A 24125-nucleotide genomic window follows, 5' to 3' on the forward strand; every position below is an offset into this window, starting at 1 on the left:
GCGGGCCGCCGCGGGCGTACCCTCCGGCGTATGGGTGCAGCGCGTGCGCTCGAGCTGCGGGCCGTCACCGTCGACGGCCTGGTCGAGGTCGTCCCGTACGTGGACGGTCGGTCGCTCGTGGACGTCGTCGGACGGTTCGAGTCGGCGCGCGGGTACTCCCCCGCGGGCGCGTACGGCGGGCTGGTCCCCGCGTCCTTCCGCTACGGCGACGCCGCGCACCAGTGGTACGGGCGGGGACGCGTGCCCGCGGGCGGGCGGGCGTGGGTGCTCGCGTGCGACTGCCACGAGGCGGGCTGCTGGCCGTTCGAGGTGGCCGTGGCAGCCGACGCCACCACCGTCACGTGGCGCGACCTCACGCAGCCGTTCCGCCCCGAGTGGGACTACTCCGCGCTCGGGCCGTTCACGTTCGACCGCGCGCAGTACGACGACGCGGTGCGCGCGGTCGCGCACCTGTTCGGCTAGGTGTGATGTCTAGGGCAGGCGCCACACCCCGACGGCCGGGCCGTCGCCCGCGAGCCGGGCGCCGCCGTCGTACGTCGTCAGGGTCAGCGCGCCGTGCAGCCGTTCGGGCTCCCCGCGTCCCACGAGCGCGGGGTGCAGCGTGACGCCGCCCCACGGCGCGCGCGCGAGCGCGACGAGCACGCGCTCCTCGGGCGTCTCCCGGAGGTAGACGAGCGCGTCGTCGGCGACGTGCACCCAGCGCAGGCCGCCGTGGCGCAGCGCGTCCGAGCCGCGGCGCACCGCGATCAGCGCCCGGTACAGGTCGAACGTCGCGCCGTCCCAGCGCCCCTGGCCCGGGTTCGCGTCGTCCCACGGCATGGTCGCGCGCGCGTGCTCCCCGTTGAGGCCCGTGAGCCCCACCTCGTCCCCCGCGAAGATGACTGGCGTGCCCGGGTAGGTGAGCAGGAGCGTCGCCGCGACCTCGACCATCTCGCGCGAGCCGACGATCGAGCGCAGCCGCGGGGTGTCGTGCGACCCGAGCATGTTCCACTGCGACGCGGTCACGCGCCACGGCAGCACGGCGTCGAACTCGCGCATCGTCTCCACGACCGCCGGCCCGGCCCGGCGCGGCGTGCGCACGGGCAGCCCGAGGTAGGGCACGGGCGAGTGCGCGGGAGACAGCCAGGTCCACGCCGGGCGCGTGAACGCCGAGTAGTTCATGTTCGCGTGCCAGCCGTCGCCCGCGAGGTCACCGGAGGCGTCGTGGAAGTGCTCGGCGACGAGGGCGGCCTCCGGGTTCACGCCCCGCATCGTCGTGCGCAGGCGCCGCGCGACGTCGAGCGTGCGGTCCTCGGCGCCGAAGCGCCCCGTCATGTTGGCGACGTCGATGCGCCACCCGTCGAGACCGAACGGCTCGCGCAGGTAGCGCCCGACGACGGACCCGGGCCCGTCGATCATGCGCGCCCCGAGCTCGGCCGAGCCGTACGACAGCTTCGGCAACGACGCGTGCTCGAGCCACCCCACGTACCCAGGCTCGACGTCGGTCCAGTAGTAGAAGTCACGCTCCGGCGCGCCCGGGTCCGCGAGCGCCCGCGCGAACCACTCGTGCCCGGCGCCCGTGTGGTTCGTCGTGAGGTCGCCCATGACGCGCAGCCCGCGCGCGTGCGCGGCGCGGATCAGCGACGCGTACGCCGCGTCGCCGCCGAGCAGCGGGTCGACGTGGTCGAACGTGCTCGCGTCGTAGCGGTGGTTGGAGCGCCCCGGGAAGACGGGCGTCGTGTAGAGCGTCGTGACGCCGAGCGCCACGAGGTGGTCGAGCCGCTCCTCGACCCCGGCGAGGTCGCCCCCGTAGTACTGCGTGCCGACGTCGGGCCCCGCGCCGTGCGGCTCCTCGTCCCAGGCCGCGGGGACGGCCCACTCGGGGAGCGGACGCCCGTCGGCCGCGGCCGAGCGCGCGAACCGGTCCGGGAAGACCTGGTACACGACGCCGTCGCGCATCCACGCGGGTGCGCCCTCGTGGACGGTGAGGCGGAAGTCCGCGGCGTCGGGCACGTCGCGGTCCCACACCCCCCGGCCGTTGAGCCAGCGGTAGCCGCGCTCGCCCTCGTCGAGGAAGAACCGGTAGCCGGTCACCGGGTTGTGCACGAGGACCTCGGCGACGTACCAGTCCTCGTGCTCGTCCGAGCGGTCGAGGCGCGCCGGGGCGAGGCGCGGCTCGCCGTCGCGCACGGTGCGCAGCCACACGTCGCGCACGCCGGCCGAGCGGGGCACGCGCACGCGGACGGTGACCGTGTCCCCGAGGGCGGGGACGCCCTCGGGGACGTACAGCGCCGAGCCGTCGTGGTGCGGGACGGTGGTGGCGACGTCGTGCACGCGGTCAGCCCTTCACGGAGCCGGCCGTGAGGCCGCCCACGATGTACTTCTGCAGGTAGAGGAACAGGGCGAGCACGGGCAGCGCCGAGATGACGGCACCGGCCGTGAAGAGGCCCCAGTTGGCCTCCTTGAGCGACGACACCCACCCGTACAGCCCGACGGCGAGGGTCCAGTTGCTCTCGGACGACAGCACGATGCGCGCGATGATGAACTCGCCGAACGTGCTGATGAACGACAGCAGCGCGACGACGGCGAGGATCGGCGCGACGAGGCGCAGGATGATCGTCCAGTAGATCTGCGTGTGGGTCGCGCCGTCGATCTTCGCGGCCTCGTCGAGCTCGCGCGGCACGGTGTTGAAGAACCCGTACATGAGGAACGTGTTCACGCCCAGGGCGCCGCCGAGATACACCGCGACGAGCGCGATCTTGCTGTTGAGGCCGAGGACCGGCACGACGTTCCCGAGCGAGATGAGCAGCAGGAAGATCGCGACGAACGCGAGCATCTGCGGGAACATCTGGATGATCAGCAGGGACGTGAGGCCGGCGCGCCGGCCGCTGAAGCGGAACCGCGAGAACGCGTACGCCGCCGCCGCGCCCATGAGCACGGTGCCGACCGACGTCGCGACCGCGATGACGAGCGTGTTGCCCATCCACGTCCAGAACATCGTGGTGCCGAGCTGGGCGTAGTTCGCGGTGCTGACGTCGGAGAACAGCGAGTTGGAGCCGGTGAGCGTCCCGTTCTCCGACAGCGACGCCGACAGGACGTACACGAGCGGGAACGCGGCGTAGACGACGGCGATCACGCCGACGACGTGCCGCCAGCCCAGCTCGGAGAACCAGCGCCCCGGGCGCATGCGGTTCCGGGACGCCGGGACGGCGGTGCCGCCGACGACGGGGGGTGCCTGGGTGGTCGCCATGTCAGCTGATCTCCTCGAACTTGCGCGTGCTGCGGAAGGCGATGGCCGAGATCGTCCCCACGATGACGAAGATGACGATCGACAGGGCGCTCGCGAGCCCGAAGTCCTTCTGCGCCGAGCCGTCGACGCCGGAGATCGAGTACACCATCGAGATGAGGATGTCCGTGTGGCCGAGCGGCACCGACGCGTCGGCGAAGCGTGGCCCGCCCCCGGTGAGCATGTAGATCAGGGTGAAGTTGTTGAAGTTGAAGGCGAACGACGAGATGAGCAGCGGCGCGGTCGAGATGAGCAGGAGCGGCAGCGTGATCGCGCGCCACGTGGTCCAGCGGCCCGCGCCGTCGATCTTCGCGGCCTCCATGACGTCGGACGGCAGGGACTGCAGGGCGCCCGTGCAGATGAGGAACATGTAGGGGAAGCCCAGCCACAGGTTCACGCCGAGCACGGACAGCTTCGCCAGCCAGGGGTCGGTGAGCCACGGGATGTGCGCGCCGCCCAGGATCACCTCGTTGATGAACCCGAACCGCGTGTTGAGCAGCCCGGACCACAGCAGCGCCGCGAGGAAGCCCGGGATCGCGTACGGCAGGATCATGAGCGTCCGGTAGACCTTGCGACCGCGCATCCGGGTGTCGTTGAAGACGATCGCGAGGAACAGGCCGAGCAGGAACGTCGTGGCGACCGAGCCGATCGCGAACACGAACGTCCACACCAGGATCTTGACGAACGGCTGGGCGTAGCGGGCGTCCGAGAACGCGGTGACGAAGTTGTCGAACCCGACCGGGACGCGCCACCCGACCGCGAGGGTCGAGCCGTCGGGCGCCTGGAACTGGCCCTCGTCGTTCGGTGTGTAGACCGTGCCCGTCGTGGTGTCGGTCATCGTGTCCGCCGCCGCGTCCCACTCGAGGGCGGACGTGTACACGTAGCCGGTACGGGCGTCGGTGGTGCGGATCGAGCCGTCCTCGGGGTCGTCCGAGACGGGGACGCGCAGCTCGGTCACCTCGGCCTGGCGCTGCAGCACCTGGTCGCGCGGCACGACCGTGTACCCGGGAACCTCGGTCGCGCGGCCGTCCTCGACGGTCGCGCCGTCGACGACGGACAGCGGCCGGTCGGCCGTGCCGGCCTCGACCTCGCCGTCGTCGGTGACGACCGCGAACCCGAGCGCGTCGCCGTCCTCCACGACGGTCAGCGCGGACGACGCCGAGCCCTCGACCCGGCGCTCGTTCTGGATGAGCAGCGCGGAGACCGCCTGCTCCTTCGTCGAGTTGTGGCCCGTCCCGTAGTTGGTGAACGCCACGTAGCCCGTGTACCCGACGACGAAGATCTGGTAGACGAGCAGGAAGATCAGGCCGGGCAGGATGTACTTCAGCGGCAGGGACCGCTTCGAGAAGTACACCCAGTTCGCCGCGACGAGCAGCGCGAGCGTCGCGGCGAGGATGCCGTACGAGCCGGCCGTCCACGCCGACCAGACCACGTACACGCCGAGCGCGTCCACGACCGCCATGAGGGCGAGCTTGACGAAGAACCCGGGCCCGTAGTCGCGCGCGTGCGAGGCGTCGCGCGGCCGCAGGCGGCGCTCGCCGCGCGGCGGCGGGCCGTCGGCTCCGGAGGTGCCGACGCGCTCGTCGCCGGCCGTGGTCTGAGGGGCGGACATCGTGGTGCCTCCGAGGTCGTCGGACGCGCGGGGTGCTGCGTCTTCTGGAGTGTCGTCGTGCTGCGTCGCGGCCCGTTCCGGGGCCGGAGGTCGGGACGCGCCGTCGCGGTGCGCAGGAGCCCTGCGCACCGCGACGGCGGGCTGCACCCGGATCAGGAGTCGATCGCGCCCTGGATGTCGGCGATCATCTTGTCCCAGCTCGAGACCGGGTCGGCACCGGCGACGATCGCCGCCTCGGTGACGCCCCAGAAGCTCCACACGGAAGCCATCTCGGGGATCGACGGCATCGGCACGGCCTCGGCACCCACGGCGCGGAAGCCCGCGACGATCGGGTCGTCCGCGGCGGCGGTGTCGGCGGCGGCGGTCAGCGCCGGCGGACGGTTGCCCGCCTCGTACAGCGCGAGCTGCGCCTCCTCGGTGGACAGGAAGTTCACGAGGAAGTCGTTCGCGACGATCGCGTTGTCGCTCTCCGCGCTCAGGTAGAAGCCCTGGACGCCGACGAACGGCTGCGCGGGCTGGCCGCCCGCGGTGGGGATCGGGTCGATCGACAGGTCGAGGCCCTCGAACGAGTCGATCATCCACGGACCGCCGACGATGAACGGCGACTGACCGTTCTTGAACGCCTCGACGGCGATGTCGTAGGTCGTGTCCTGGCTGAGCACGCCGGCGGCACCCTGGGCGCCGAGCCACTGCGCGAACGCCTGGCCCTCGGGGCCGCCCATCGCGAGCTCGGACGAGTAGCTGCCGTCCTCGTTCTGCGCGAAGACGGGGGCGCCGAACGACGTCTGGAACGGGTAGTGGGTGTACGGGTCACCCTTGTCGCCGTCCGACTGGACCAGGATCGGGAACTGCGTCCCGGCGGCCTGGCCAGCGGCCACGGCCTCGTCCCACGTGGCGGGGGCGGTCGGCGCGAGCGCCGTGTTGCGGATGAGGGCGATGTTCTCGATCGCGTAGGGCAGGCCGTAGACCTGGCCGTCCTGCGTGAACGCCTCGATGGAGACGTCCTCGAACTCGGCCGCCTTGTCGCCCAGCTCGAGCGGCGCCACGACGCCGTTCGTGGTGAGCTCGCCCAGCCAGTCGTGGGCGCCGACGGTGATGTCAGGGCCCTCGCCCGTCGGGACCTGGGCGAGGAAGTCCGCCCGGATGTCCTCGAAGTTCTTCAGCACGACGTCGACCGTCGTGCCCGTCTCGGTCTCGAACGACTCGGCCGCCGCGGTCACGGCGTCCTGACGGGTCTCGTCGACCCAGACGGTCAGCGAGCCACCGGCGGACGAACCCTCGGCGCTCGGCTCGTCGGTGGTCTCGTCGCCCGAGCCGCCGGACGAGCAGGCGGTCAGCGCCAGCGTCGTGGTCAGCGCGGCGGCAAGAAGGATGCTCCGTCGCATCAGTGGTCACTCCAAGCGTGTCGTGATGGGCGGCCCGCTCCGGCGTTGGCACCGGCGCCGGACCCTGATGGGCACGACGGTAGAGCGGGAGGTGGCACAGGTGCAAGTCGTTGCGGTAACTTTCATGCAACGCTTTGCAGGGCGTCGACCGGCGCCCACCCGCCTCCTCCGGCCGACGGGTCCGCGCGCCTCCGCACAGGGGATCGCGGCTCGCCGACCGGACGACCAGGACGAGGAGGTCCGGTGTCCCCTACGCTGCCCCATGTGCGTACCCGTCTCAGTGATCTCGCCGCCCAGGCAGGCGTCTCCACGGCGACGGTCTCGCGCGTCCTCAACGGCAAGCCCGGCGTCGCGAGCGAGACCCGCCAGGCGGTGCTCGCCGCGCTCGACGTGCTGGGCTACGAGCGACCGTCGACGCTGCGCACCCGCTCCGCCGGCCTCGTCGGCCTCGTCGTCCCGGAGCTGACGAACCCCGTCTTCCCCGCGTTCGCCCAGACGATCGAGTCGCTCCTGTCCGAGCACGGGTACACGCCGCTGCTGTGCACGCAGTCGCCGGGCGGGACCACGGAGGACGACTACGTCGACATGCTCATGGACCACGCGGTCGACGGCATCGTCTTCGTCTCCGGCCTGCACGCGGACACCCAGGCGAGCCACGAGCGCTACGAGCGGCTGCGCAGCAGGGGGATCCCGATCGTCCTGGTCAACGGCTTCGCCGAGGGCATCGACGCCCCGTTCGTCTCGCCCGACGACGTCGCGAGCGTCGAGCTCTCGGTGCGGCACCTCGTCTCGCTCGGGCACCGCAGCGTCGGCCTCGCGATCGGGCCCGACCGCTTCGTCCCCGCGCAGCGCAAGCTCGCGAGCTTCGCCGAGTCGCTCGTGCGGCACGGTCTCGTCGCCGACGAGGCGGAGGCGGCCCAGCACGTCGTCGTGACGCTCTACACCGTCGAGGGCGGCCAGGCCGCGGGCGGCGAGCTCATCGACTCGGGCCACACCGCGATCGTCTGCGGCTCCGACCTCATGGCGCTCGGCGCCATCCGTGCGGCGCGCTCGCGCGGGCTGCGCGTGCCGCAGGACGTCTCGGTGCTCGGCTACGACGACTCGCCCCTCATCGCCTTCACCGACCCGCCGCTCACCACGGTGCGCCAGCCCGTGAGCGCCATGGCGCACGCCGCCGTGAGCGCGCTCCTCACGGAGATCGCGGGCGAGCGGGCACCGCGGACCGAGCTCCTCTTCCAGCCGGAGCTCATCGTCCGCGACTCGACCGGGGCCGCCCCGGCCCGCGCGGCGTCCGCGACGGACGCGAGCACGGTCGCCGCGGCGGGCTCGCCGACCGCCTGAGACCGGCGCCGGGAAGTCCACGCACCTCGCTGCGGGCGTCCGCCGACCCCTCGTCGGCACCGCACCGCAAGCGCTTACACTCGACGGAGGGTCGGCGACACCCCGCTCCGCCAGCCGAGTGACCACCACCGGAAGATCCCCTGAAAACCCCAGCACCACGTACGTGAGGACCGACAGCTCGATGACTCGTATCGATTCGACGCCGACCGCCGCCGCGACCAGCACCGGGCTGGCCACCGCCCCGGCGCCCTTCAGCACGGGGGCGCTCGTGCACACCGGGCCGGGCGAGGCCCCCGAGTGGTGGCGCGACGCCGTCATCTACCAGGTGTACCCGCGCTCCTTCGCGGACGGTGACGGCGACGGCGTCGGCGACCTGCCCGGCATCACCTCGAAGCTCGACCACCTCGCCGAGCTCGGGGTCGACGCCGTCTGGCTGAGCCCGTTCTACCGCTCGCCCCAGAAGGACGCGGGCTACGACGTCGCGGACTACCGCGACGTGGACCCGCTGTTCGGCACGCTCGCGGACTTCGACGAGCTCCTCGCCCAGGCGCACGCGCGCGGCATCCGGATCGTCGTCGACCTCGTCCCGAACCACACGTCGGACCAGCACGCCTGGTTCCAGGCGGCGCTCGCGTCGCCCGAGGGCTCGCCGGAGCGCGCGCGGTACATCTTCCGCGAGGGCGAGGGCGAGCACGGCGAGCTGCCCCCGAACAACTGGCAGTCCATCTTCGGTGGCCCCGCGTGGACCCGCGTCACGGCCGGCGCGAACGCCCGCCCCGTGACCGGCACCGAGGGCGAGACGCCCGGGCAGTGGTACCTGCACCTCTTCGACTCGACCCAGCCCGACCTCGCGTGGGACAACCCGGAGGTCCGCGAGGAGTTCGAGCAGGTCCTGCGCTTCTGGCTCGACAAGGGCGTGGACGGGTTCCGCGTCGATGTCGCGCACGGCATGATCAAGGCCGACGGCCTGCCCGACTGGGACGGCACCGTCTCGATGGTCGAGGGCACCGAGGCCGCCGACGGCGAGGAGGGCACCGACCCGGGCGCCCCCGAGGACGGCTCGACGGGCGCCGGGAACTCCGGCCCGATGTTCGACCAGGACGGCGTCCACGAGATCTACCGCGCGTGGCACCGCGTCCTCGCCGAGTACGACGGCGACCGTGCGCTCGTCGCCGAGGCGTGGGTCGAGCCGCTCTCGCGCCTCGCGCGCTACGTGCGCCCGGACGAGATGCACCAGGCGTTCAACTTCTCGTTCCTCACCACCGGCTGGTCGGCCGCGCCGCTGCGCACCGTGATCGCGGCGTCGCTGCACGCGAACGACGAGGTCGGCGCGCCCACGACGTGGGTGCTGTCGAACCACGACGTCGTGCGCCACGCGTCGCGCCTCGGCCTGGCCGACCCGGGCCTGCGCCCCAACGGCATCTTCGCCCACGACCCGCAGCCCGACGAGGAGCTCGGCCTGCGCCGTGCGCGCGCCGCGTCGCTGCTCATGCTCGGCCTGCCCGGGTCGTCGTACCTCTACCAGGGCGAGGAGCTCGGCCTCCCCGAGCACACCGCCCTGCCCGACGACGTCCGTGAGGACCCGGCGTTCTTCCGCACCCAGGGCGCCGAGGCGGGCCGCGACGGCTGCCGCATCCCCCTCCCCTGGCGCGCCGACGCCGAGGGCTTCGGGTTCGGGCCGTCCGGCAAGACCTGGCTCCCCCAGCCGGAGTCGTACGGCCGCTACGCCGCGGACGTGCAGCGCGGTGTCGAGGGCTCGACCTACGAGACGTACCGCACGGCCCTCGCCACGCGTCGCGCGGAGCGCCTGGGCGCGGGCACGCTCGCGTGGGTCGAGGAGTTCGCCGGCTCGGCGGACGTCGTCGCCTTCCGCAACCGCGACGTCGTCGTGCTCGCCAACCTGGGCGCCGAGCCCGTCGTGCTGCCGCACGGCACGGAGGTCCTCGTGGCCTCCGGCCCGGTCGTGACCGACCGCTCCGCGGACCCGCAGGTCCGCGTCCCGTCGGACACGACCGTCTGGCTGCGCGCGCACTGACCGACGCCGCTGCATGTGCACGACGGCCGGGACCCCGCGGGGGTCCCGGCCGTCGTTCTTTGCGTCCCGCCGGTGCAGGGCCGCGCTCGGGTAGCCGGCGAGGGAGCGGCGCCCAGCCTGCGGAGGAGGCGGCGCTCAGCCGCCGGAGACGCTCAGCTCGGCCTCGCGCAGGCGCTCCTCGTGCTCGGCGTCGAGCTCGCGCGAGTCGAGCCAGCCGTACGGCAGGTGCGGCGTCTTGGGCGACCCGGCCCGGCCGCGCTGGCCCTCGGCGGCCTCGCCGGGGTACGGGGCGTCCTGGTCGAGGTCGTCGAGCAGCGCGCGCAGCTCGGCGAGCGTCGAGACCATCGCGAGCGCGCGGCGCGCGTCGCCGCCCACCGCGTAGCCCTTGAGGTACCACGCCATGTGCTTGCGCAGGTCGCGCATGCCCTTGCCCTCGTCGCCGTCGAAGTACTCGATCATGAGCTCGCCGTGGCGGTAGATCGTGCCCGCCACCTCGCGCAGCCCGGGGCGCATGCGCTCCGGGCGGCCCGCGAACGCCGCGGCGAGGTCGGCGAACAGCCACGGCCGGCCCTGGCAGCCGCGCCCGACGACGACGCCGTCGCACCCGGTCTCGCGCACCATGCGCACGGCGTCCTCGGCCGACCAGATGTCGCCGTTGCCGAGCACCGGCACGCTCGTGACGGCCTCCTTGAGACGCGCGATCGCGGACCAGTCAGCCGTGCCGGAGTAGTGCTCGGCGGCGGTGCGCGCGTGCAGCGCGACGGCGGCGACGCCCAGGCCCTCCGCGATGCGGCCGGCCTCGAGGTAGGTGAGGTGGTCGTCGTCGATGCCCTTGCGCATCTTCACGGTGACGGGGACCCCGTACGGGCGGGCGGCCTCGACCGCGCCCTGCACGATCGCGGTGAACAGGTCGCGCTTCCAGGGCAGCGCCGCTCCCCCGCCCTTGCGCGTGACCTTGGGCACCGGGCAGCCGAAGTTCAGGTCGACGTGGTCGGCGCGGTCCTCGGCGACGATGATGCGCACGGCCTCGCGGACGGTCGCGGGGTCCACGCCGTACACCTGCGCGGACCGCGGCGTCTCGTCCGCGCCGAACGTCACGATGCGCAGCGCCTCGGGGTTGCGCTCGACGAGCGCGCGGCTCGTGACCATCTCGGCGACGTAGAGGCCGGGGTCGTCGCCGCCGGACGCGCCGGCCTCGCGGCACAGCGTGCGGAACGCGCGGTTCGTGACGCCCGCCATCGGGGCGAGGACCACCGGCGTCCGGACGACGATCGGGCCGATCCGCAGCGGCGCCACGAGCGGACCGGTCCCCGGGTCGGAGCGGTCGGTCGTCGTGCTGAGGGCAGGAGCGGGTGCAGTCACGCGCCCCATTGTCCCACCCGGCTCCCGCTGCACGACGAGCCCGTTTCGACGAGCGAGCAGCGTACGGTCGTGGCAGTGTTGAGGAGGTCCGGCAATCCAGGCCGGACACGGACGAAAGGGACGACATGCCTCTCTGGCTCATCCTGGTCATCGTCGGCGCCGTGCTCCTCATCCTCGGCGTCGCCATCGAGGCCGCGAAGATCCTCATCTGGATCGGCATCATCGTGCTCGTCGTGAGCCTGGTGATCGGCCTGCTCAACAGGGCTAAGGGGGCGGCCCGCTAGCGCGAGGCCGCTGGGGGCGACGCGTCCCGACGAGACGCGACAGGAGGGGCGGGACCGCACGGTCCCGCCCCTCCTGCGTGCCCGGCGCCGGTGCGCCGGGCCGGTGACGCATCAGGCGCCGAGCAGGTGCCCGGCGAGGTACTCGGTGACCTTGTCGAGCGCGACGCGCTCCTGGCTCATCGAGTCGCGGTGGCGGATCGTCACGGCCTGGTCGTCGAGCGTGTCGAAGTCGACCGTGATGCAGAACGGCGTGCCGATCTCGTCCTGGCGGCGGTACCGGCGGCCGATGGCGCCGGCGTCGTCGAAGTCGACGTTCCAGTACTTGCGGAGCTCCGTCGCGAGGTCCTTCGCCTTGGGCGAGAGCTGCTCGTTGCGGCTCAGCGGGAGCACGGCGGCCTTGACCGGCGCGAGGCGGTGGTCGAGGCGCAGGACCGTGCGCGTGTCCACGCCGCCCTTCGCGTTCGGCGCCTCGTCCTCGGTGTACGCCTCGACGAGGAACGCCATGAGCGAGCGCGTGAGACCCGCGGCCGGCTCGATGACGTAGGGCACCCAGCGCTCGTTCTTCGTCTGGTCGAAGTACGACAGGTCCTTGCCCGAGTGCTCGGCGTGCGTCTTGAGGTCGAAGTCGGTGCGGTTCGCGATGCCCTCGAGCTCGCCCCACTCCGAGCCGGAGAAGCCGAAGCGGTACTCGATGTCGACCGTGCGGGTCGAGTAGTGCGAGAGCTTCTCCTGCGGGTGCTCGTACAGGCGCAGGTTGTCGCGCTGGATGCCGAGGTCCACGTACCAGTCGGTGCGCGTGTCGATCCAGTACTGGTGCCACTCGGCGTCCGTGCCGGGCTCGACGAAGAACTCCATCTCCATCTGCTCGAACTCGCGCGTGCGGAAGATGAAGTTGCCGGGCGTGATCTCGTTGCGGAACGACTTGCCGATCTGGCCGATGCCGAACGGCGGCTTCTTGCGGCTCGCTCCCATGACGTTGGCGAAGTTCACGAAGATGCCCTGCGCCGTCTCGGGGCGCAGGTAGTGCAGGCCCGACTCGTCCTCGACGGGGCCGAGGTACGTCTTGAGCATCATGTTGAAGTCGCGCGGCTCGGTCCACTGCCCGCGCGTGCCGCAGTTCGGGCAGACGATCTCGGCGAGGCCGCCCTCGGGCGCGCGGCCCTTCTTCTCCTCGAACTCCTCGATCATCTGGTCCTCGCGGAACCGCTTGTGGCAGTGCAGGCACTCCGTCAGCGGGTCGGTGAAGACGCCCACGTGGCCCGACGCGACCCACACCTGGCGCGGCAGGATCACGGACGAGTCGAGGCCCACGACGTCGTCGCGGCTCGTGACCATCGCGCGCCACCACTGCTTCTTGATGTTCTCCTTGAGCTCGGTGCCCAGGGGCCCGTAGTCCCACGCGGAGCGGGTGCCGCCGTAGATCTCGCCCGAGGGGAAGACGAACCCGCGCCGCTTGGCGAGGGAGACGACGGCGTCGAGACGGGCGGTGGGCGAGGGCGCTGCGGCCACGGACATCACTCCTGGTGCTCACGGCCCCGCACGTGGCTCGTGGGGGCTGGACGGGTGGGCGACGCCCGCACGGGCGCCGACCGACCAGCGTACCCGGCCGTGACCCGGCTCACCGGGAACGGTTTTGACATTCATTCTCAAGAAGGCGGAGACTGGTGGTCATGCACCGCTCCCCCTCCCGGCGCCGTCGCGCCCTCGCCACCACCGCCGCCCTCGCCACGGCCGCGCTCGTCGCGGCGTGCTCCCCCGGGGACGGCGGCTCGGGAGGAGGAGGCGGCGACGACGGCCGGCTCCAGGTGCTCGCGTCGTTCTACCCGCTCCAGTACGTCGTCGAGCAGGTCGGCGGGGAGCACGTCGACGTCGCGAACCTCACGCCGCCCGCGGCCGAGCCGCACGACCTCGAGCTCGCGCCCGCGCAGGTCCGCTCGATCGGCGACGCCGACCTCGTCGTCTACCTCTCGGGGTTCCAGCCCGCGGTCGACGAGGGGATCGAGCAGCGCGCCCCCGAGCACGTGGTCGACGCCGCGGCGTCGGCCGGGCTCGAGGAGCACCCCGGCGGCGAGGGCGAGCACGCCGACGAGACCGCGGAGGAGCACGCCGAGCACGCGGACGAGTCCGGCGACGGTCACGACCACGGCCCCACGGACCCGCACTTCTGGCTCGACCCGACACGCCTGGCCGCCGTGGGCGACGCCGTCGCCGACGAGCTCTCCGCGATCGACCCCGACCACGCCGACGACTACGCGGCCGGTGCCGCCGCCCTCACCGCGGACCTCGACGACCTGGACGCCGAGTTCGCCGAGGCGCTCGCCCCGTGCGCGGGCGCGACGCTCGTCACCTCGCACGAGGCCTTCGGCTACCTCGCCGAGCGCTACGACCTGCACCAGGTCGGGATCTCCGGGATCGACCCCGAGGCGGAACCCTCGCCCGCGCGCCTGCGCGAGGTCGGCGAGGTCGTCCGGGAGAACGGCGTGACCACGCTCTTCTTCGAGACGCTCGTCAGCCCCAAGGTGACCCAGACGCTCGCCGACGACCTCGGCGTCCGGACCGCTCTGCTCGACCCGCTCGAGAGCCTCGCGGAGGGCGCGACGGACTACCGTGAGGTCATGGAGTCCAACCTCGAGGCGCTCACGTCCGGCCTCGCGTGCGCATGACGGACGCACCCGAGCTGATCGCCGCGCGCGACGTCCACGTGACCCTCGGCGGGAGCGAGATCCTGCGCGGCATCGACCTCTCGGTCCGCGCGGGCGAGGTCGTCTCGCTCCTCGGCGCGAACGGCTCGGGCAAGTCGACGCTGGTCCGTGCGCTCGTCGGGATCGTGCCGCTCTCCCGCGGCTCCGTCGACCTGTTCGGCGCGCCGCTCGGCCCGCGGCTGCCGTGGCGGCGGCTCGGCTACGTGCCGCAACGCGTGAGCGCGCCCTCGGGCATGCCGTCCACCGCGTCGGAGGTCGTCGCGTCCGGGCTCCTCGGCGGCGGCCGTCTCCGGCTCCCGCGCGGGTGGCGCGACCGCACGGTCGAGGCGCTCGAGCTCGTGGGCCTCGCGGACCGCGCCGACGACTCGACGGCCGAGCTCTCGGGCGGGCAGCAGCAGCGCGTGCTCATCGCGCGCGCCCTCGTCCGCCGGCCCGACCTGCTCGTGCTCGACGAGCCCGTCGCGGGCGTCGACAAGCCGAGCCAGGAGGCGTTCGCCGCGACGATGACGCGCCTCGTGGGCGACGGCCTCACGGTCCTCGTGGTGCTCCACGAGCTCGGGGCGCTCGCCCCGCTCGTCGAGCGCGCGGTCGTCCTGCGCCACGGGCGCGTCGTGCACGACGGCGCCCCGCCCCGCGCGTCGTCCACGCACGCGGGCGCGACGCACCAGCACCTGCACCCGCACGAGCCCGTCGACGGCGACAACCGTCCCGCGGGCCCGGAGACGGGCCTCACCGACACCCTGAACCCCGACCTCTCCGCAGGCCACGCACCCAGGACGGCCTCATGACCACCCTGTTCTCCGAGATCTCCCTGCTGCTCACCGACCCGCTCATGCAGCGCGCCCTCCTCGCGGCGCTGCTCGTCGGCGTCAGCGCCCCCGTCGTCGGCACGTACCTCGTGCAGCGCAAGCTCTCGCTGCTCGGCGACGGCATCGGGCACGTCGCGCTCACGGGCGTCGCGCTCGGGTGGCTCGTCGGCGCCGCGATGGGCGTCGTGCCGAACGACGCGCTCGCGATCCCCGGCGCGGTCGTCGCGGCGGTGCTCGGCGCGGTCGCGATCGAGCTCGTGCGCGAGCGGGGCCGCACGAGCGGTGACCTCGCGCTCGCGCTCCTGTTCTACGGCGGCATCGCGGGCGGCGTCCTGCTCATCGGCCTCGCGGGCGGCTCGTCCGGCAGCCTCATGCAGTACCTGTTCGGCTCGATCTCGACGGTGACGTCGTCGGACCTCGTCCTCACGGTCGTCCTCAGCGCGGTGATCCTGCTCGTCGGTGTCGGCCTGCGGGCCGCGCTGTTCTCGGTGAGCCACGACGAGGAGTTCGCGCGCGCGTCCGGCCTGCCCGTGCGCACGCTGAACATCGCGGTCGCCGTCGTCGCCGCGCTCACCGTGACCGTGTCGATGCGGGTCGTCGGGCTGCTGCTCGTCAGCGCCCTCATGATCGTGCCCGTCGCGGTCGCCCAGCTCGTCACGCGCTCGTTCCGCCGCACGATGCTCGTCGCGTCGGTCGTCGGGGTGGTCGTGTGCGTCGTCGGGCTGTCCTTCACGTACTGGAACAACGTCTCGCCGGGTGCGACGATCGTCGTCCTCGCGATCGCGACGTACCTCGTCGTCGCCGCGCTGCGACCCCTGTGGGTCCGACGGCGGCCGCGCGTCGCGCGGGACCCGCACCCGGACATCCCCGACGACGTCGAGCTCGACCTCGTACCCTCGGGGTCGACCCACCGCACCACCGGAGGTGACCCGTGCAGCGCATGACCCGCCAGCGCGCCGCCGTCTCGGACGCGCTGGAGGACCTGGAGGACTTCCGCAGCGCCCAGCAGCTCCACGAGATCCTGCGCACGCGCGGCGACAACGTGGGGCTCGCCACCGTCTACCGCACGCTGCAGAGCCTCGCGGACGGCGGCGACGTGGACGTGCTGCGCACCGAGGAGGGCGAGAACCTCTACCGCCGGTGCGAGCGCCGCGAGCACCACCACCACCTCGTGTGCCGGGCGTGCGGGCGGACCGTCGAGATCGACGGCCCGACGGTCGAGGCCTGGGCCAACCAGGTCGGCACCTCGCACGGGTTCGTCGACATCCAGCACACCATCGAGCTGTTCGGCACGTGCGCGGGCTGCGCGCGGGCCACCGCCGTCCAGGACTGAGCGGTGCCCGACGCGCTGGACGGCGCCCCGTTCGCCGCGCTCTTCGCCTTCTTCTTCGCGATCGCGTTCGTGCGGACGCAGGCGACCTACTGGATCGCGCGCCTCGTCACGACGTGGACGCTCGACCGCACACGCCCCGTCAAGCCGTGGGTCGCGCGCGTCCACGCCTGGCTGTCCGGACGGTCGGCCGCACGCGGGATCGAGACCGTGCGGCGGTGGGGCGTGCTCGCGGTGCCCGCGTCGTTCCTCGCGACCGGGACGAAGACCGTGATCAACGCCGCCGCGGGCGTCGTGCGCATGCCGTTCGGGCGCTACCTCGCGGCCATGATCCTCGGGTGCGCGGTGCACGCGACGATCTACGCGACCGTCGGGTGGGCGGTGTGGACCGCCGCGTTCGCCGCCGCGACGGGCTCGCCGACGGGCGTCGCGGTGCTCGTCGCGATCGTCGTCGTGGTCGTCGTGGCGGTGGTCCTCATGGCCCGCCGTCGGGCCGCCCGGGCGGGCGCCGACGCCGCGGTCGTGCCGACCGGCGCGCCCGCCGGGGACGTCCCCGCGCTGGACGGGCAGGCGACGCTCCCTCGCGACGAGGACGCGCCGCACACCGACCGATGAGATGACGCGTCCCGGACCGTCCGAACCTCCATGACGACGTTCCTCCTGCTTCCCGGCGCCGGCGGCGACCCCGCGTACTGGGACCTGCTCGTCCCGGAGCTCGACCGGCTCGGCCACCGGCCGGTCGCCGTCGACCTCCCCCAGCACGACGAGGGCCACGACTGGGCGGACCTCACCGACGTCGCGGTGACGACGCTGCGCCGGGCGACGGCCCCCGCCGAGCGGGACGACCTCGTGGTGGTCGCCCAGTCCATGGGCGCGTACGTCGGGCCGCTCGTGTGCGAGCGCGAGGCGGTCCGCCTGCTCGTGCTGCTCAACCCGATGATCCCGCGACCGGGCGAGAGCGGGGGCGACTGGTGGCGGGCGACGGACCATGCCGCGCGTCGTGCCGCCACGGGCCTGGGCCCGTTCGACCCCGTGGACGACTTCTTCCACGACGTGCCGGACCCGGTCGCGGTCGTCGTGCAGCGCAGCGACCGGCAGCCGTCCGAGCGGTCCTTCGCCGAGCCGTGGCCCGCCCGCGCCTGGCCGGCCGTGCCCACGGTCGTGCTGCAGGGCGACGACGACCGCCTCTTCCCGCCGCCGTTCCAACGCGCCGTCGCGCGCGAGCGGCTCGGTGCCGAGGTCGAGACGATGCCGGGCGGCCACCTCGTGGCGCTCAGCCGCCCGGCCGAGCTCGCCGCCCGGCTCGACGCGCTGGCTCGCTGACGGGCCGACCCGACGGGACGCCCGACGGGACGACCGCGCGCCTCAACCGACGCTCGTCGGCGCCTCGGGCGCGCCGACGCAGAACTGGTTGCCCTGCGGGTCGGCCAGCACCGCCCAGCGGTACCCGGGGATGGTGTGCTCCCCGACGAGCGTCGCGCCGTCCGCCACGAGCGCCGCGACGTCCGCCTCGCGGTCGGACGTGCCGAGGTCGAGGTGCAGCCGGTTCTTGCCGGGCGTCGGGTCCTCGACGCGCTGGAACCCGAGGACCGGAGCCGTCACCCCCTCGGCGGGCACGACCTCGAGGAACCACCCGTCCGCCTCGTCGACGAGCCGCCCGCCGAGGCGGCGCGCCCACCACTGGGCGAGCGGCCGCGGGTCGGTGGAGTCGACGGTCACCATGCCGATGCTCAGAGTCATGCCGCGCACGCTACCGGCCGCCTCCCACGGCGTCCCGGCGACAAGGCACGCGCTGCTCCGCGCGCGACGTCAGGCCGGGCCGCCCGCCGTCCCGCCCACCGCGTCGACCGCACCGCCGTAGCGGCGGTCGCGGCGCGCGTACTCCTCGACGGCGCGCCACAGCGAGCGGCGGTCCACGTCGGGCCAGGGCTCCGGGAGGAACACGAGCTCCGCGTACGCGGCCTGCCACAGCATGAAGTTCGACGTGCGCTGCTCGCCCGAGCTGCGCAGGAACAGGTCCACGTCCGGCAGGTCGGGCTCGTCGAGGTGCTGCTGGACCGTCCGCTCCGTGACCTTGCGCGGGTCGATCCGCCCGGCGGCGACCTCGCGCGCGATGGCGGCCGCGGCGTCGGCGATCTCGGCGCGCCCCCCGTAGTTGACGCACATCGTGAGCGTGCAGACGTCGTTCTGCTTCGTCTGCTCCTCCGCGACCTCGAGCTCCTTGATCACGGACGCCCAGAGCCGCGGACGACGCCCCGCCCACCGCACGCGCACGCCCCACGAGTCCATCTCGTCGCGGCGACGCCGGATCACGTCGCGGTTGAAGCCCATGAGGAAGCGGACCTCGTCGGGCGAGCGCTTCCAGTTCTCGGTCGAGAACGCGTACGCCGACACGTGCTTGACGCCGATCTCGATGGCGCCCGCGACGACGTCGAGCAGCGCCGCCTCGCCGGCCTCGTGGCCCGCGGTGCGCGGCAGCCCGCGCGCGTTGGCCCAGCGGCCGTTGCCGTCCATGACGACCGCCACGTGGTTCGGCACGAACTGCGCCGGGATCGCCGGGGGCCGCGCACCGCTGGGGTGCGGGAACGGCGGCTGGTACGTGCGCCGCGCCATCAGGCGTCCGCCCCGGCACCGGCGCGCGGGTCCGCGGAGGCGGCGGCCTCGTCGGCGTGCGGGACGGCGGGGACGTGCGGGGCGGGGGCGTCCCGCTCCACCATGCGCAGTGATCGCAACGTTCTCTCCAGGTGGTATTGGCTGTACGCGGCCACGAGGCCGCTCGCTTCCTTGCGGTGCCGGGCGTCCGACGCGTCGGCCGCGTCCCACTCCCCCGCGAGCAGCGCGGCGAGCAGGGCGAAGGTCTGGGGCGCGGGCGCCGTCGAGCCCGGCGGGCGGCAGCGCGAGCACACGGCCCCGCCCTGCGCGACGGCGAACGCGTGGTGCGGGCCCGGCTCGCCGCACCGCGCGCAGTCGACGAACGACGGCGCCCAGCCCGCGACGGCGAGCGCGCGCAGGAGGTAGGAGTCGAGCACGAGCCCCGGCGCGTGCGCGTGCTCCGAGAGCGCCCGCAGCGCGCCCGCGAGCAGCCAGTACTGCTGCACGGCGGGCTCGCGCTCGTCGGCGACGAGGCGCTCCGCGGTCTCGAGCATCGCGGCACCCGCCGTGTACAGGCCGTAGTCCTCGCAGATCCGGCGCGCGTACGGGCCGATCGTCTCCGCCTGCGTCACCGTGTCCAGCGACCGGCCCGCGTAGAGCTGGACGTCCACGAGCATGAACGGCTCGAGCCGCGCGCCGAACCGGGACGACGTGCGGCGCACGCCCTTGCCGACGGCGCGCACCTTCCCGTGCTCGCGCGTCAGGAGGGTGACGATGCGGTCCGCCTCGCCCAGCTTCTGGGCGCGCAGCACGATCGCGTCGTCTCGGTACAGCACCACGCCCCTATTGTCCGTCACGCCGCCGACACGGCGCGCACCACCCGCCGACGGCGGTCACGCGGGCGCGAGGCACCCGAGGACCGCGCGGACCCGGGCGAGCGTCGTGCCCGCGTCCTCGCCGGACTCGACCTGGCGGGCCGCGGCGAGCACCACGGCGTTGACGAGCTCCGCGGAGCGCGCGGCGTCCGGGACGCCGAGCTGCTCCAGGGCCTCGACGAGCGGCACGAGGATCGTCGCGTGCATCGCGGCGCTCTGATGGGCGAGCGCCTCGCGGCCCGCCTCGGCGCGCAGCGCGGCGACGACGGCGTGCTCGCCCTCGGCCACGAGGAGCAGGTTCTCGCGCGCGTAGGCGACGATCGCGTCCTCTGGCGACGCCGCGGTGGCCACCGCGGCGGTGATGCGCGCGGACCACCGCGGCACGACGTCGGCGACGACCGCGTCGAGCAGCTCCTCCCGCGACCGGAAGTACTGGTAGACGCTCGACCGGGCGAGCCCGGCCCGCGCCGCGACCGCCGCGAGCGTGAGCCCGCTGCCGTCCTCGCGGATGAGGTCGCGCGCGGCGTCGAGCAGGGTCCGGAGCTGCGCCGCGCGGTGCTCGGCCACCGTCGGGGCGGCGATCTTGGGCACGAGGGTCCTCCTTCCCGGAGCGCTCTGCGAAGCGCTCCCCCGGGAGCGCGACGGCCCCCGGCCGGACCATCATGCCCGACCGGGGGCGGTCGGGCGGCCTCCCGGAGCCGCCCGCCGACGTCAGCCGGCCACCGCGGGCAGCCCGAGCCGCCCGTCGACCATCTCGACGACCCGGTGGCAGTGCTCGAGCACGTCGTGGTCGTGCGTGACCATGAGCGCCGCGGCGCCGTATGCCTCGACCTCGCGGGCCAGCAGGCTCACGACCTCGTGGCTGCGGGCCCGGTCGAGCGCCGCCGTCGGCTCGTCGACGAGGAGCAGCGCGGGGCTCGCGACGAGCGCGCGGGCGATCCCCACGCGCTGCCGCTCGCCGCCCGAGAGCTGGTCCGGGCGCCGGTCGGCACGGTGGCTCATGGACACCGAGCCCAGCAGCTCGCGGGGGTCGCGGGCACGGGGGTCGCGCTCGTCGATCCCGGCGACCCGCAGCGCGAGCCGGAGCTGGTCGACGCTCGTGAGCGCCGGGAGGAGGTTGCCGGACTGGAAGACGAAGCCGATGCGCTCGCGCCGCAGCCGGGCCCGCTCGCGGTCGTTCGTCGCGCCGAGGTCGACCCCTTCGAGACGGACGGTCCCGGAGTCCGGCGCCGTGAGCGCACCGGCGACGGCGAGCAGGCTCGACTTGCCGGAGCCCGAGGGCCCGACGACACCGACGAGCTCGCCCGCGGCGACGCTCAGGCTGACCTCGTCGAGCGCGACGACCGTGGTGTCGCCGTCGCCGTGGCGGACGGTGACCCGGTCGATCTCGAGCACGGGCGTGGCGGGGGTGGTGGTGCTCATCGCTGCCCTCCCAGGGCGGTCAGGGGGTCGACGGAGGTGACGCGCGCGACGGCGACGGCCGCTCCGGCCATGCCGAGGACGAAGAGCAGGACGCCGGCCAGCACGAGGTCGGGGGCCTGGAGCGCGAACGGCATCGGCGACGCGCCGAGGCCCGCGCCCGCCGCGACACCGAGGGCGAAGCCCACGCCGATCGAGGCGAGCAGGAGCACGGCGGCCTGGCCGAGGGAGTCGGCGAGCAGGAAGCGGCGCCGTGCCCCCATGGCGCGCATCACGGCGATCTCGTGCCGGCGCTGGATGACCCACACGGTGAAGAACGCCCCGACCACGAGCGCCGAGATGGCGTAGAGGAACACCTGGATGAGCAGGAGGGTCGCGGTCTCGGCCGTGTACCCGGGCGAGGCGTCGAAGGACTCGGTGAGCGTGCGCGTCACCGTGCCCGACGCCGCGTCGGCAGCCTCGCGGTCGAACGACCCGGGATCGGTGCGCAGCGCGACGGCGGTCGCGACGTCCGGCACGTCGGCTCCCGGCTGCTCGGCCCCGGCGAGGAGCTCCTGCCACGTGCCGAGCGGGAGGTAGGCGATGTCGACGTGGCCGAACGTGTGCTGGTCCTCGAGGACGCCCACGACCGTGAGCGTGCGCTCCGGGCGCGCGAGGGCAACGGTGTCGCCGACGGCGAGGCCGTCCTCGGCGGCGGTCGCCGAGACGACGATGCCGTCCGCCGCCCCGACGGCGTCGCCCTCCGCCATCGCGGCCGGGGCCACGAACGATCCGGGCTCGACGCCCACGAGGGTGAGGTCGACGGGCGAGCCGTCCTCCTGGTGCGCGTTCGCCAGGAGCAGGCCGTACGGGGCGGCCTCGAGCACGCCCGGCTGCTCGGCCATGGTGCCGACCTGGTCCGTCTCGATGACGGAGCGCGTGAACGCGGCGTCCGTCCCGGCGCCCTCGGCGAAGGCGAAGTCGGTGACGGGCGTGCGCTTGAGGCCGGAGACGCCGTCGTTGACGAGGCCGGCGGACAGCCCGGAGAGGAGGACGACGAGGACCGCGACCAGCGCGACGACACCGCCCATGAGCAGGAAGCGGGTGCGCGCGAAGACGAGCTCGCGCAACGCGAGGAACATGAGAAGCCTTCCAATTTTGTCGACAGTGCGTCGGCATCTTACCAACATGGTGTCGACAAAACGCCGACGGCCCGGACGACGAGGTCGTCCGGGCCGTCGGCGAGATCGGCGGGAGGGCGGTCAGCCCTGGGCACGCTCCGCACGGTTCACGGCGGACACGATGGCCTTGAGCGAGGCGGTCGTGATCGACGGGTCGATCCCCACGCCCCACAGGACGTCGTCGCCCACCTGGCACTCCACGTACGCCGCGGCCGTGGCGTCCCCGCCCTCCGAGAGCGCGTGCTCCGCGTAGTCCAGGACGCGGACGTCGACCCCCACCTGCGCGATCGCGTCGACGAACGCCGCCACCGGGCCGTTGCCCGTGCCCTCGAGCGTCAGCTCCTCGCCGCGGTCGAGGACGTCGACGCTCAGGGTGTCGGGGCCGTCCTCGCTCGACGACGCGCGCGTGGAGCGCAGCTTGAGCCGGCCCCACGGCTCCAGGCCGGAGCCGGGCTCGACGGGCAGGTACTCGTCCGAGAAGAGGCGCCAGATGTCCTCGCCGGTGACCTCCGTGCCGTGCGCGTCGGTGTGCTGCTGCACGGACTGCGAGAACTCGATCTGCAGACGGCGCGGCAGGTCGAGGTGGCGCTCCGACTTCAGCAGGTAGGAGATGCCGCCCTTGCCGGACTGCGAGTTGACGCGGATCACGGCCTCGTACGAGCGGCCGACGTCCTTGGGGTCGATCGGCAGGTACGGGACGGCCCACGTGATGTCGTCCACCGTGGCACCCTCCGCCTCCGCACGGACGGCCATCGCGTCGAAGCCCTTCTTGATGGCGTCCTGGTGCGAGCCGGAGAACGCCGTGAAGACCAGGTCGCCCGCGTAGGGGTGCCGCTCGGGGACGCCGAGCTGGTTGCAGTACTCCACCGTGCGGCGCACGTGGTCGATGTCGGAGAAGTCGATCTGCGGGTCCACGCCCTGGCTGAACAGGTTCATGCCCAGCGTGACGAGGCAGACGTTGCCGGTGCGCTCGCCGTTGCCGAACAGGCAGCCCTCGATGCGGTCCGCGCCCGCCTGGTAGCCGAGCTCGGCGGCCGCGACCGCCGTGCCGCGGTCGTTGTGCGGGTGCAGCGACAGCACGACGTTCTCGCGGTGGTGCAGGTGCCGGTTCATCCACTCGATCGAGTCGGCGTAGACGTTCGGTGTCGCCATCTCGACCGTGGCGGGCAGGTTGATGATGACCTTGCGGTCGGGGCGGGGCTCGAAGACCTCCAGCACCTCGTTGCAGATGCGGGCCGCGAACTCGAGCTCCGTGCCGGTGTACGACTCGGGCGAGTACTCGTAGTAGACCGTCGTCTCCGGGACGGTCTCCTCGAACTTCTTGCACAGCCGCGCGCCGTCGACGGCGATCGCGATGATGCCGTCCTCGTCCGAGCGGAACACGACCTCGCGCTGCAGGACGGACGTCGAGTTGTAGAGGTGCACGATCGCCTGCTTCGCGCCCTTGATCGCCTCGTACGTGCGGGCGATGAGGTGCTCGCGGGACTGCGTGAGGACCTGGATGACGACGTCGTCCGGGATGCGGTCCTCCTCGATGAGCATCCGCACGAAGTCGAAGTCGGTCTGCGAGGCCGAGGGGAAGCCGACCTCGATCTCCTTGTAGCCCATCGCGACGAGCAGCTCGAACATGCGCAGCTTGCGCTCCGCGTTCATGGGCTCGATGAGGGCCTGGTTCCCGTCGCGCAGGTCGACGGCGCACCAGCGGGGCGCGGTCTCGATGCGCTTGTCCGGCCACGTGCGGTCGGGCAGGGAGACGTCGATCTGCCGGTGGAACGGCAGGTACTTGTGGATCGGCATGCCCGACGGCTGCTGCGGGTTCGGGTCCGCGGCGGTGGGCGTCGAGGTGGGGGCGGAGGCGTTCATCGTCGGTCCTTCGGGGTCGTCCTGATCGGTGTCAGCCGGCACACCAACCACCGCGACGAGGAACCGGCTACAGGGCCTCGCCGCGGCAACG

General features: G+C 73.4%; 22 protein-coding genes and 1 pseudogene. 10 read left to right on the forward strand and 13 right to left on the reverse strand.

Annotated elements, in window-relative coordinates:
• Nucleotides 1-30: 30 nt before the first annotated feature.
• Nucleotides 31-462, forward strand: coding sequence for a hypothetical protein (locus GWJ10_RS08970; protein ID WP_163186957.1), 432 nt, complete (start codon nt 31-33; stop codon nt 460-462).
• Here GWJ10_RS08970 and GWJ10_RS08975 read toward each other — a convergent pair.
• From GWJ10_RS08975 to GWJ10_RS08990, 4 genes and pseudogenes are all read right to left on the reverse strand, one after another.
• A pseudogene (locus tag GWJ10_RS08975) lies at nt 401-2313 on the reverse strand (glycoside hydrolase family 13 protein). The gene GWJ10_RS08970 and the pseudogene GWJ10_RS08975 overlap by 62 nt on opposite strands.
• Nucleotides 2314-2317: 4 nt before the next feature.
• Nucleotides 2318-3166, reverse strand: coding sequence for a sugar ABC transporter permease (locus tag GWJ10_RS08980; protein WP_228086664.1), 849 nt, complete (start codon nt 3164-3166; stop codon nt 2318-2320).
• Between the two features lie 64 nt (nt 3167-3230).
• Nucleotides 3231-4877 carry an ABC transporter permease subunit gene (locus tag GWJ10_RS08985; protein ID WP_076405524.1) on the reverse strand — a complete coding sequence of 549 codons (1647 nt, stop codon included), beginning with the start codon at nt 4875-4877 and terminating at the stop codon, nt 3231-3233.
• A gap of 152 nt (nt 4878-5029) precedes the next feature.
• Nucleotides 5030-6262, reverse strand: a complete 1233-nt coding sequence (locus tag GWJ10_RS08990; RefSeq protein ID WP_137281084.1) for an extracellular solute-binding protein — start codon at nt 6260-6262, stop codon at nt 5030-5032.
• Between the two features lie 264 nt (nt 6263-6526).
• Between GWJ10_RS08990 and GWJ10_RS08995 the strand changes: the two genes are divergently transcribed.
• Both GWJ10_RS08995 and GWJ10_RS09000 read left to right on the forward strand, forming a co-directional pair.
• Nucleotides 6527-7603: a LacI family DNA-binding transcriptional regulator gene (locus GWJ10_RS08995; RefSeq protein WP_241005729.1), complete on the forward strand. Its 1077-nt coding sequence runs from the start codon at nt 6527-6529 to the stop codon at nt 7601-7603.
• A 181-nt stretch (nt 7604-7784) separates the two neighbouring features.
• Nucleotides 7785-9638: a glycoside hydrolase family 13 protein gene (locus GWJ10_RS09000; protein WP_163186961.1), complete on the forward strand. Its 1854-nt coding sequence runs from the start codon at nt 7785-7787 to the stop codon at nt 9636-9638.
• A gap of 135 nt (nt 9639-9773) precedes the next feature.
• On the opposite strand, the gene dusB is transcribed toward GWJ10_RS09000, so the two are convergent.
• On the reverse strand, nt 9774-11009 hold the full coding sequence (dusB, locus tag GWJ10_RS09005) for a tRNA dihydrouridine synthase DusB (RefSeq protein WP_163186963.1): 1236 nt from the start codon (nt 11007-11009) through the stop codon (nt 9774-9776).
• Between the two features lie 116 nt (nt 11010-11125).
• Between dusB and GWJ10_RS09010 the strand changes: the two genes are divergently transcribed.
• Nucleotides 11126-11284 (forward strand): hypothetical protein, encoded by a 159-nt coding sequence (locus GWJ10_RS09010; RefSeq protein ID WP_021483859.1) that lies wholly within the window; start codon nt 11126-11128, stop codon nt 11282-11284.
• Between the two features lie 111 nt (nt 11285-11395).
• On the opposite strand, the gene GWJ10_RS09015 is transcribed toward GWJ10_RS09010, so the two are convergent.
• A complete protein-coding gene (locus GWJ10_RS09015; RefSeq protein ID WP_021482542.1) occupies nt 11396-12793 on the reverse strand; it encodes a glycine--tRNA ligase in 1398 nt (465 codons plus the stop codon).
• Between the two features lie 161 nt (nt 12794-12954).
• Here GWJ10_RS09015 and GWJ10_RS09020 point away from each other — a divergent pair, with 161 nt between their 5' ends.
• From GWJ10_RS09020 to GWJ10_RS09045, 6 genes are read left to right on the forward strand one after another with little or no spacing between them, the layout of a single operon-like run.
• Nucleotides 12955-13947, forward strand: coding sequence for a metal ABC transporter substrate-binding protein (locus tag GWJ10_RS09020; protein ID WP_076405528.1), 993 nt, complete (start codon nt 12955-12957; stop codon nt 13945-13947).
• Nucleotides 13944-14774 (forward strand): metal ABC transporter ATP-binding protein, encoded by an 831-nt coding sequence (locus GWJ10_RS09025; RefSeq protein WP_082774215.1) that lies wholly within the window; start codon nt 13944-13946, stop codon nt 14772-14774. Before GWJ10_RS09020 ends, GWJ10_RS09025 begins: the two co-directional genes overlap by 4 nt.
• Nucleotides 14771-15739 (forward strand): metal ABC transporter permease, encoded by a 969-nt coding sequence (locus GWJ10_RS09030; RefSeq protein WP_076405529.1) that lies wholly within the window; start codon nt 14771-14773, stop codon nt 15737-15739. The genes GWJ10_RS09025 and GWJ10_RS09030 overlap by 4 nt, the downstream gene beginning before the upstream one ends.
• Nucleotides 15736-16128 (forward strand): transcriptional repressor, encoded by a 393-nt coding sequence (locus GWJ10_RS09035; protein WP_009864106.1) that lies wholly within the window; start codon nt 15736-15738, stop codon nt 16126-16128. The genes GWJ10_RS09030 and GWJ10_RS09035 overlap by 4 nt, the downstream gene beginning before the upstream one ends.
• Nucleotides 16129-16131: 3 nt before the next feature.
• Complete coding sequence (locus tag GWJ10_RS09040) at nt 16132-16740, forward strand: hypothetical protein (protein WP_076405531.1); 609 nt, start codon at nt 16132-16134, stop codon at nt 16738-16740.
• A 30-nt stretch (nt 16741-16770) separates the two neighbouring features.
• Complete coding sequence (locus GWJ10_RS09045) at nt 16771-17448, forward strand: alpha/beta hydrolase (RefSeq protein ID WP_076405533.1); 678 nt, start codon at nt 16771-16773, stop codon at nt 17446-17448.
• Nucleotides 17449-17490: 42 nt separating this feature from the next.
• Here GWJ10_RS09045 and GWJ10_RS09050 read toward each other — a convergent pair whose 3' ends face one another.
• The 7 genes from GWJ10_RS09050 to leuA all read right to left on the reverse strand — a co-directional run bounded on the left by GWJ10_RS09050 (nt 17491) and on the right by leuA (nt 24034).
• Nucleotides 17491-17865, reverse strand: a complete 375-nt coding sequence (locus tag GWJ10_RS09050) for a VOC family protein (RefSeq protein WP_163186965.1) — start codon at nt 17863-17865, stop codon at nt 17491-17493.
• A gap of 69 nt (nt 17866-17934) precedes the next feature.
• Nucleotides 17935-18738: an isoprenyl transferase gene (locus tag GWJ10_RS09055; protein ID WP_061266733.1), complete on the reverse strand. Its 804-nt coding sequence runs from the start codon at nt 18736-18738 to the stop codon at nt 17935-17937.
• Nucleotides 18738-19556: a DNA repair protein RecO gene (gene recO / locus GWJ10_RS09060; protein ID WP_061266734.1), complete on the reverse strand. Its 819-nt coding sequence runs from the start codon at nt 19554-19556 to the stop codon at nt 18738-18740. Before recO ends, GWJ10_RS09055 begins: the two co-directional genes overlap by 1 nt.
• Nucleotides 19557-19610: 54 nt before the next feature.
• Nucleotides 19611-20183: a TetR family transcriptional regulator gene (locus GWJ10_RS09065; RefSeq protein WP_163186967.1), complete on the reverse strand. Its 573-nt coding sequence runs from the start codon at nt 20181-20183 to the stop codon at nt 19611-19613.
• 120 nt (nt 20184-20303) lie between these two features.
• Nucleotides 20304-21014: an ABC transporter ATP-binding protein gene (locus GWJ10_RS09070; protein WP_163186969.1), complete on the reverse strand. Its 711-nt coding sequence runs from the start codon at nt 21012-21014 to the stop codon at nt 20304-20306.
• Nucleotides 21011-22132, reverse strand: a complete 1122-nt coding sequence (locus GWJ10_RS09075; RefSeq protein ID WP_163186971.1) for an ABC transporter permease — start codon at nt 22130-22132, stop codon at nt 21011-21013. Before GWJ10_RS09075 ends, GWJ10_RS09070 begins: the two co-directional genes overlap by 4 nt.
• Nucleotides 22133-22252: 120 nt before the next feature.
• Nucleotides 22253-24034, reverse strand: a complete 1782-nt coding sequence (leuA, locus tag GWJ10_RS09080; RefSeq protein ID WP_043651760.1) for a 2-isopropylmalate synthase — start codon at nt 24032-24034, stop codon at nt 22253-22255.
• Between the last annotated feature and the right edge of the window lie 91 nt (nt 24035-24125).

This window comes from Cellulosimicrobium sp. SL-1 (assembly GCF_011033075.1).
In the GTDB taxonomy this organism is placed as follows: Bacteria; Actinomycetota; Actinomycetes; order Actinomycetales; family Cellulomonadaceae; genus Cellulosimicrobium; species Cellulosimicrobium funkei.

Excerpts from the sequence above, each read along its gene's own strand:
- GWJ10_RS09000 (WP_163186961.1), top strand. The coding sequence starts at position 7,785 with ATGACTCGTATCGATTCGACGCCGACCGCCGCCGCGACCAGCACCGGG.
- GWJ10_RS08990 (WP_137281084.1), bottom strand. The coding sequence starts at position 6,262 with ATGCGACGGAGCATCCTTCTTGCCGCCGCGCTGACCACGACGCTGGCG.
- GWJ10_RS09075 (WP_163186971.1), bottom strand. The coding sequence starts at position 22,132 with ATGTTCCTCGCGTTGCGCGAGCTCGTCTTCGCGCGCACCCGCTTCCTG.
- GWJ10_RS09035 (WP_009864106.1), top strand. The coding sequence starts at position 15,736 with ATGACCCGCCAGCGCGCCGCCGTCTCGGACGCGCTGGAGGACCTGGAG.
- GWJ10_RS09030 (WP_076405529.1), top strand. The coding sequence starts at position 14,771 with ATGACCACCCTGTTCTCCGAGATCTCCCTGCTGCTCACCGACCCGCTC.
- GWJ10_RS09055 (WP_061266733.1), bottom strand. The coding sequence starts at position 18,738 with ATGGCGCGGCGCACGTACCAGCCGCCGTTCCCGCACCCCAGCGGTGCG.
- leuA (WP_043651760.1), bottom strand. The coding sequence starts at position 24,034 with ATGAACGCCTCCGCCCCCACCTCGACGCCCACCGCCGCGGACCCGAAC.
- GWJ10_RS08985 (WP_076405524.1), bottom strand. The coding sequence starts at position 4,877 with ATGTCCGCCCCTCAGACCACGGCCGGCGACGAGCGCGTCGGCACCTCC.
- GWJ10_RS09010 (WP_021483859.1), top strand. The coding sequence starts at position 11,126 with ATGCCTCTCTGGCTCATCCTGGTCATCGTCGGCGCCGTGCTCCTCATC.
- GWJ10_RS09050 (WP_163186965.1), bottom strand. The coding sequence starts at position 17,865 with ATGACTCTGAGCATCGGCATGGTGACCGTCGACTCCACCGACCCGCGG.
- GWJ10_RS08980 (WP_228086664.1), bottom strand. The coding sequence starts at position 3,166 with ATGCGCCCGGGGCGCTGGTTCTCCGAGCTGGGCTGGCGGCACGTCGTC.
- GWJ10_RS09070 (WP_163186969.1), bottom strand. The coding sequence starts at position 21,014 with ATGAGCACCACCACCCCCGCCACGCCCGTGCTCGAGATCGACCGGGTC.
- GWJ10_RS08970 (WP_163186957.1), top strand. The coding sequence starts at position 31 with ATGGGTGCAGCGCGTGCGCTCGAGCTGCGGGCCGTCACCGTCGACGGC.
- dusB (WP_163186963.1), bottom strand. The coding sequence starts at position 11,009 with ATGGGGCGCGTGACTGCACCCGCTCCTGCCCTCAGCACGACGACCGAC.
- GWJ10_RS09045 (WP_076405533.1), top strand. The coding sequence starts at position 16,771 with ATGACGACGTTCCTCCTGCTTCCCGGCGCCGGCGGCGACCCCGCGTAC.
- GWJ10_RS09020 (WP_076405528.1), top strand. The coding sequence starts at position 12,955 with ATGCACCGCTCCCCCTCCCGGCGCCGTCGCGCCCTCGCCACCACCGCC.
- GWJ10_RS09025 (WP_082774215.1), top strand. The coding sequence starts at position 13,944 with ATGACGGACGCACCCGAGCTGATCGCCGCGCGCGACGTCCACGTGACC.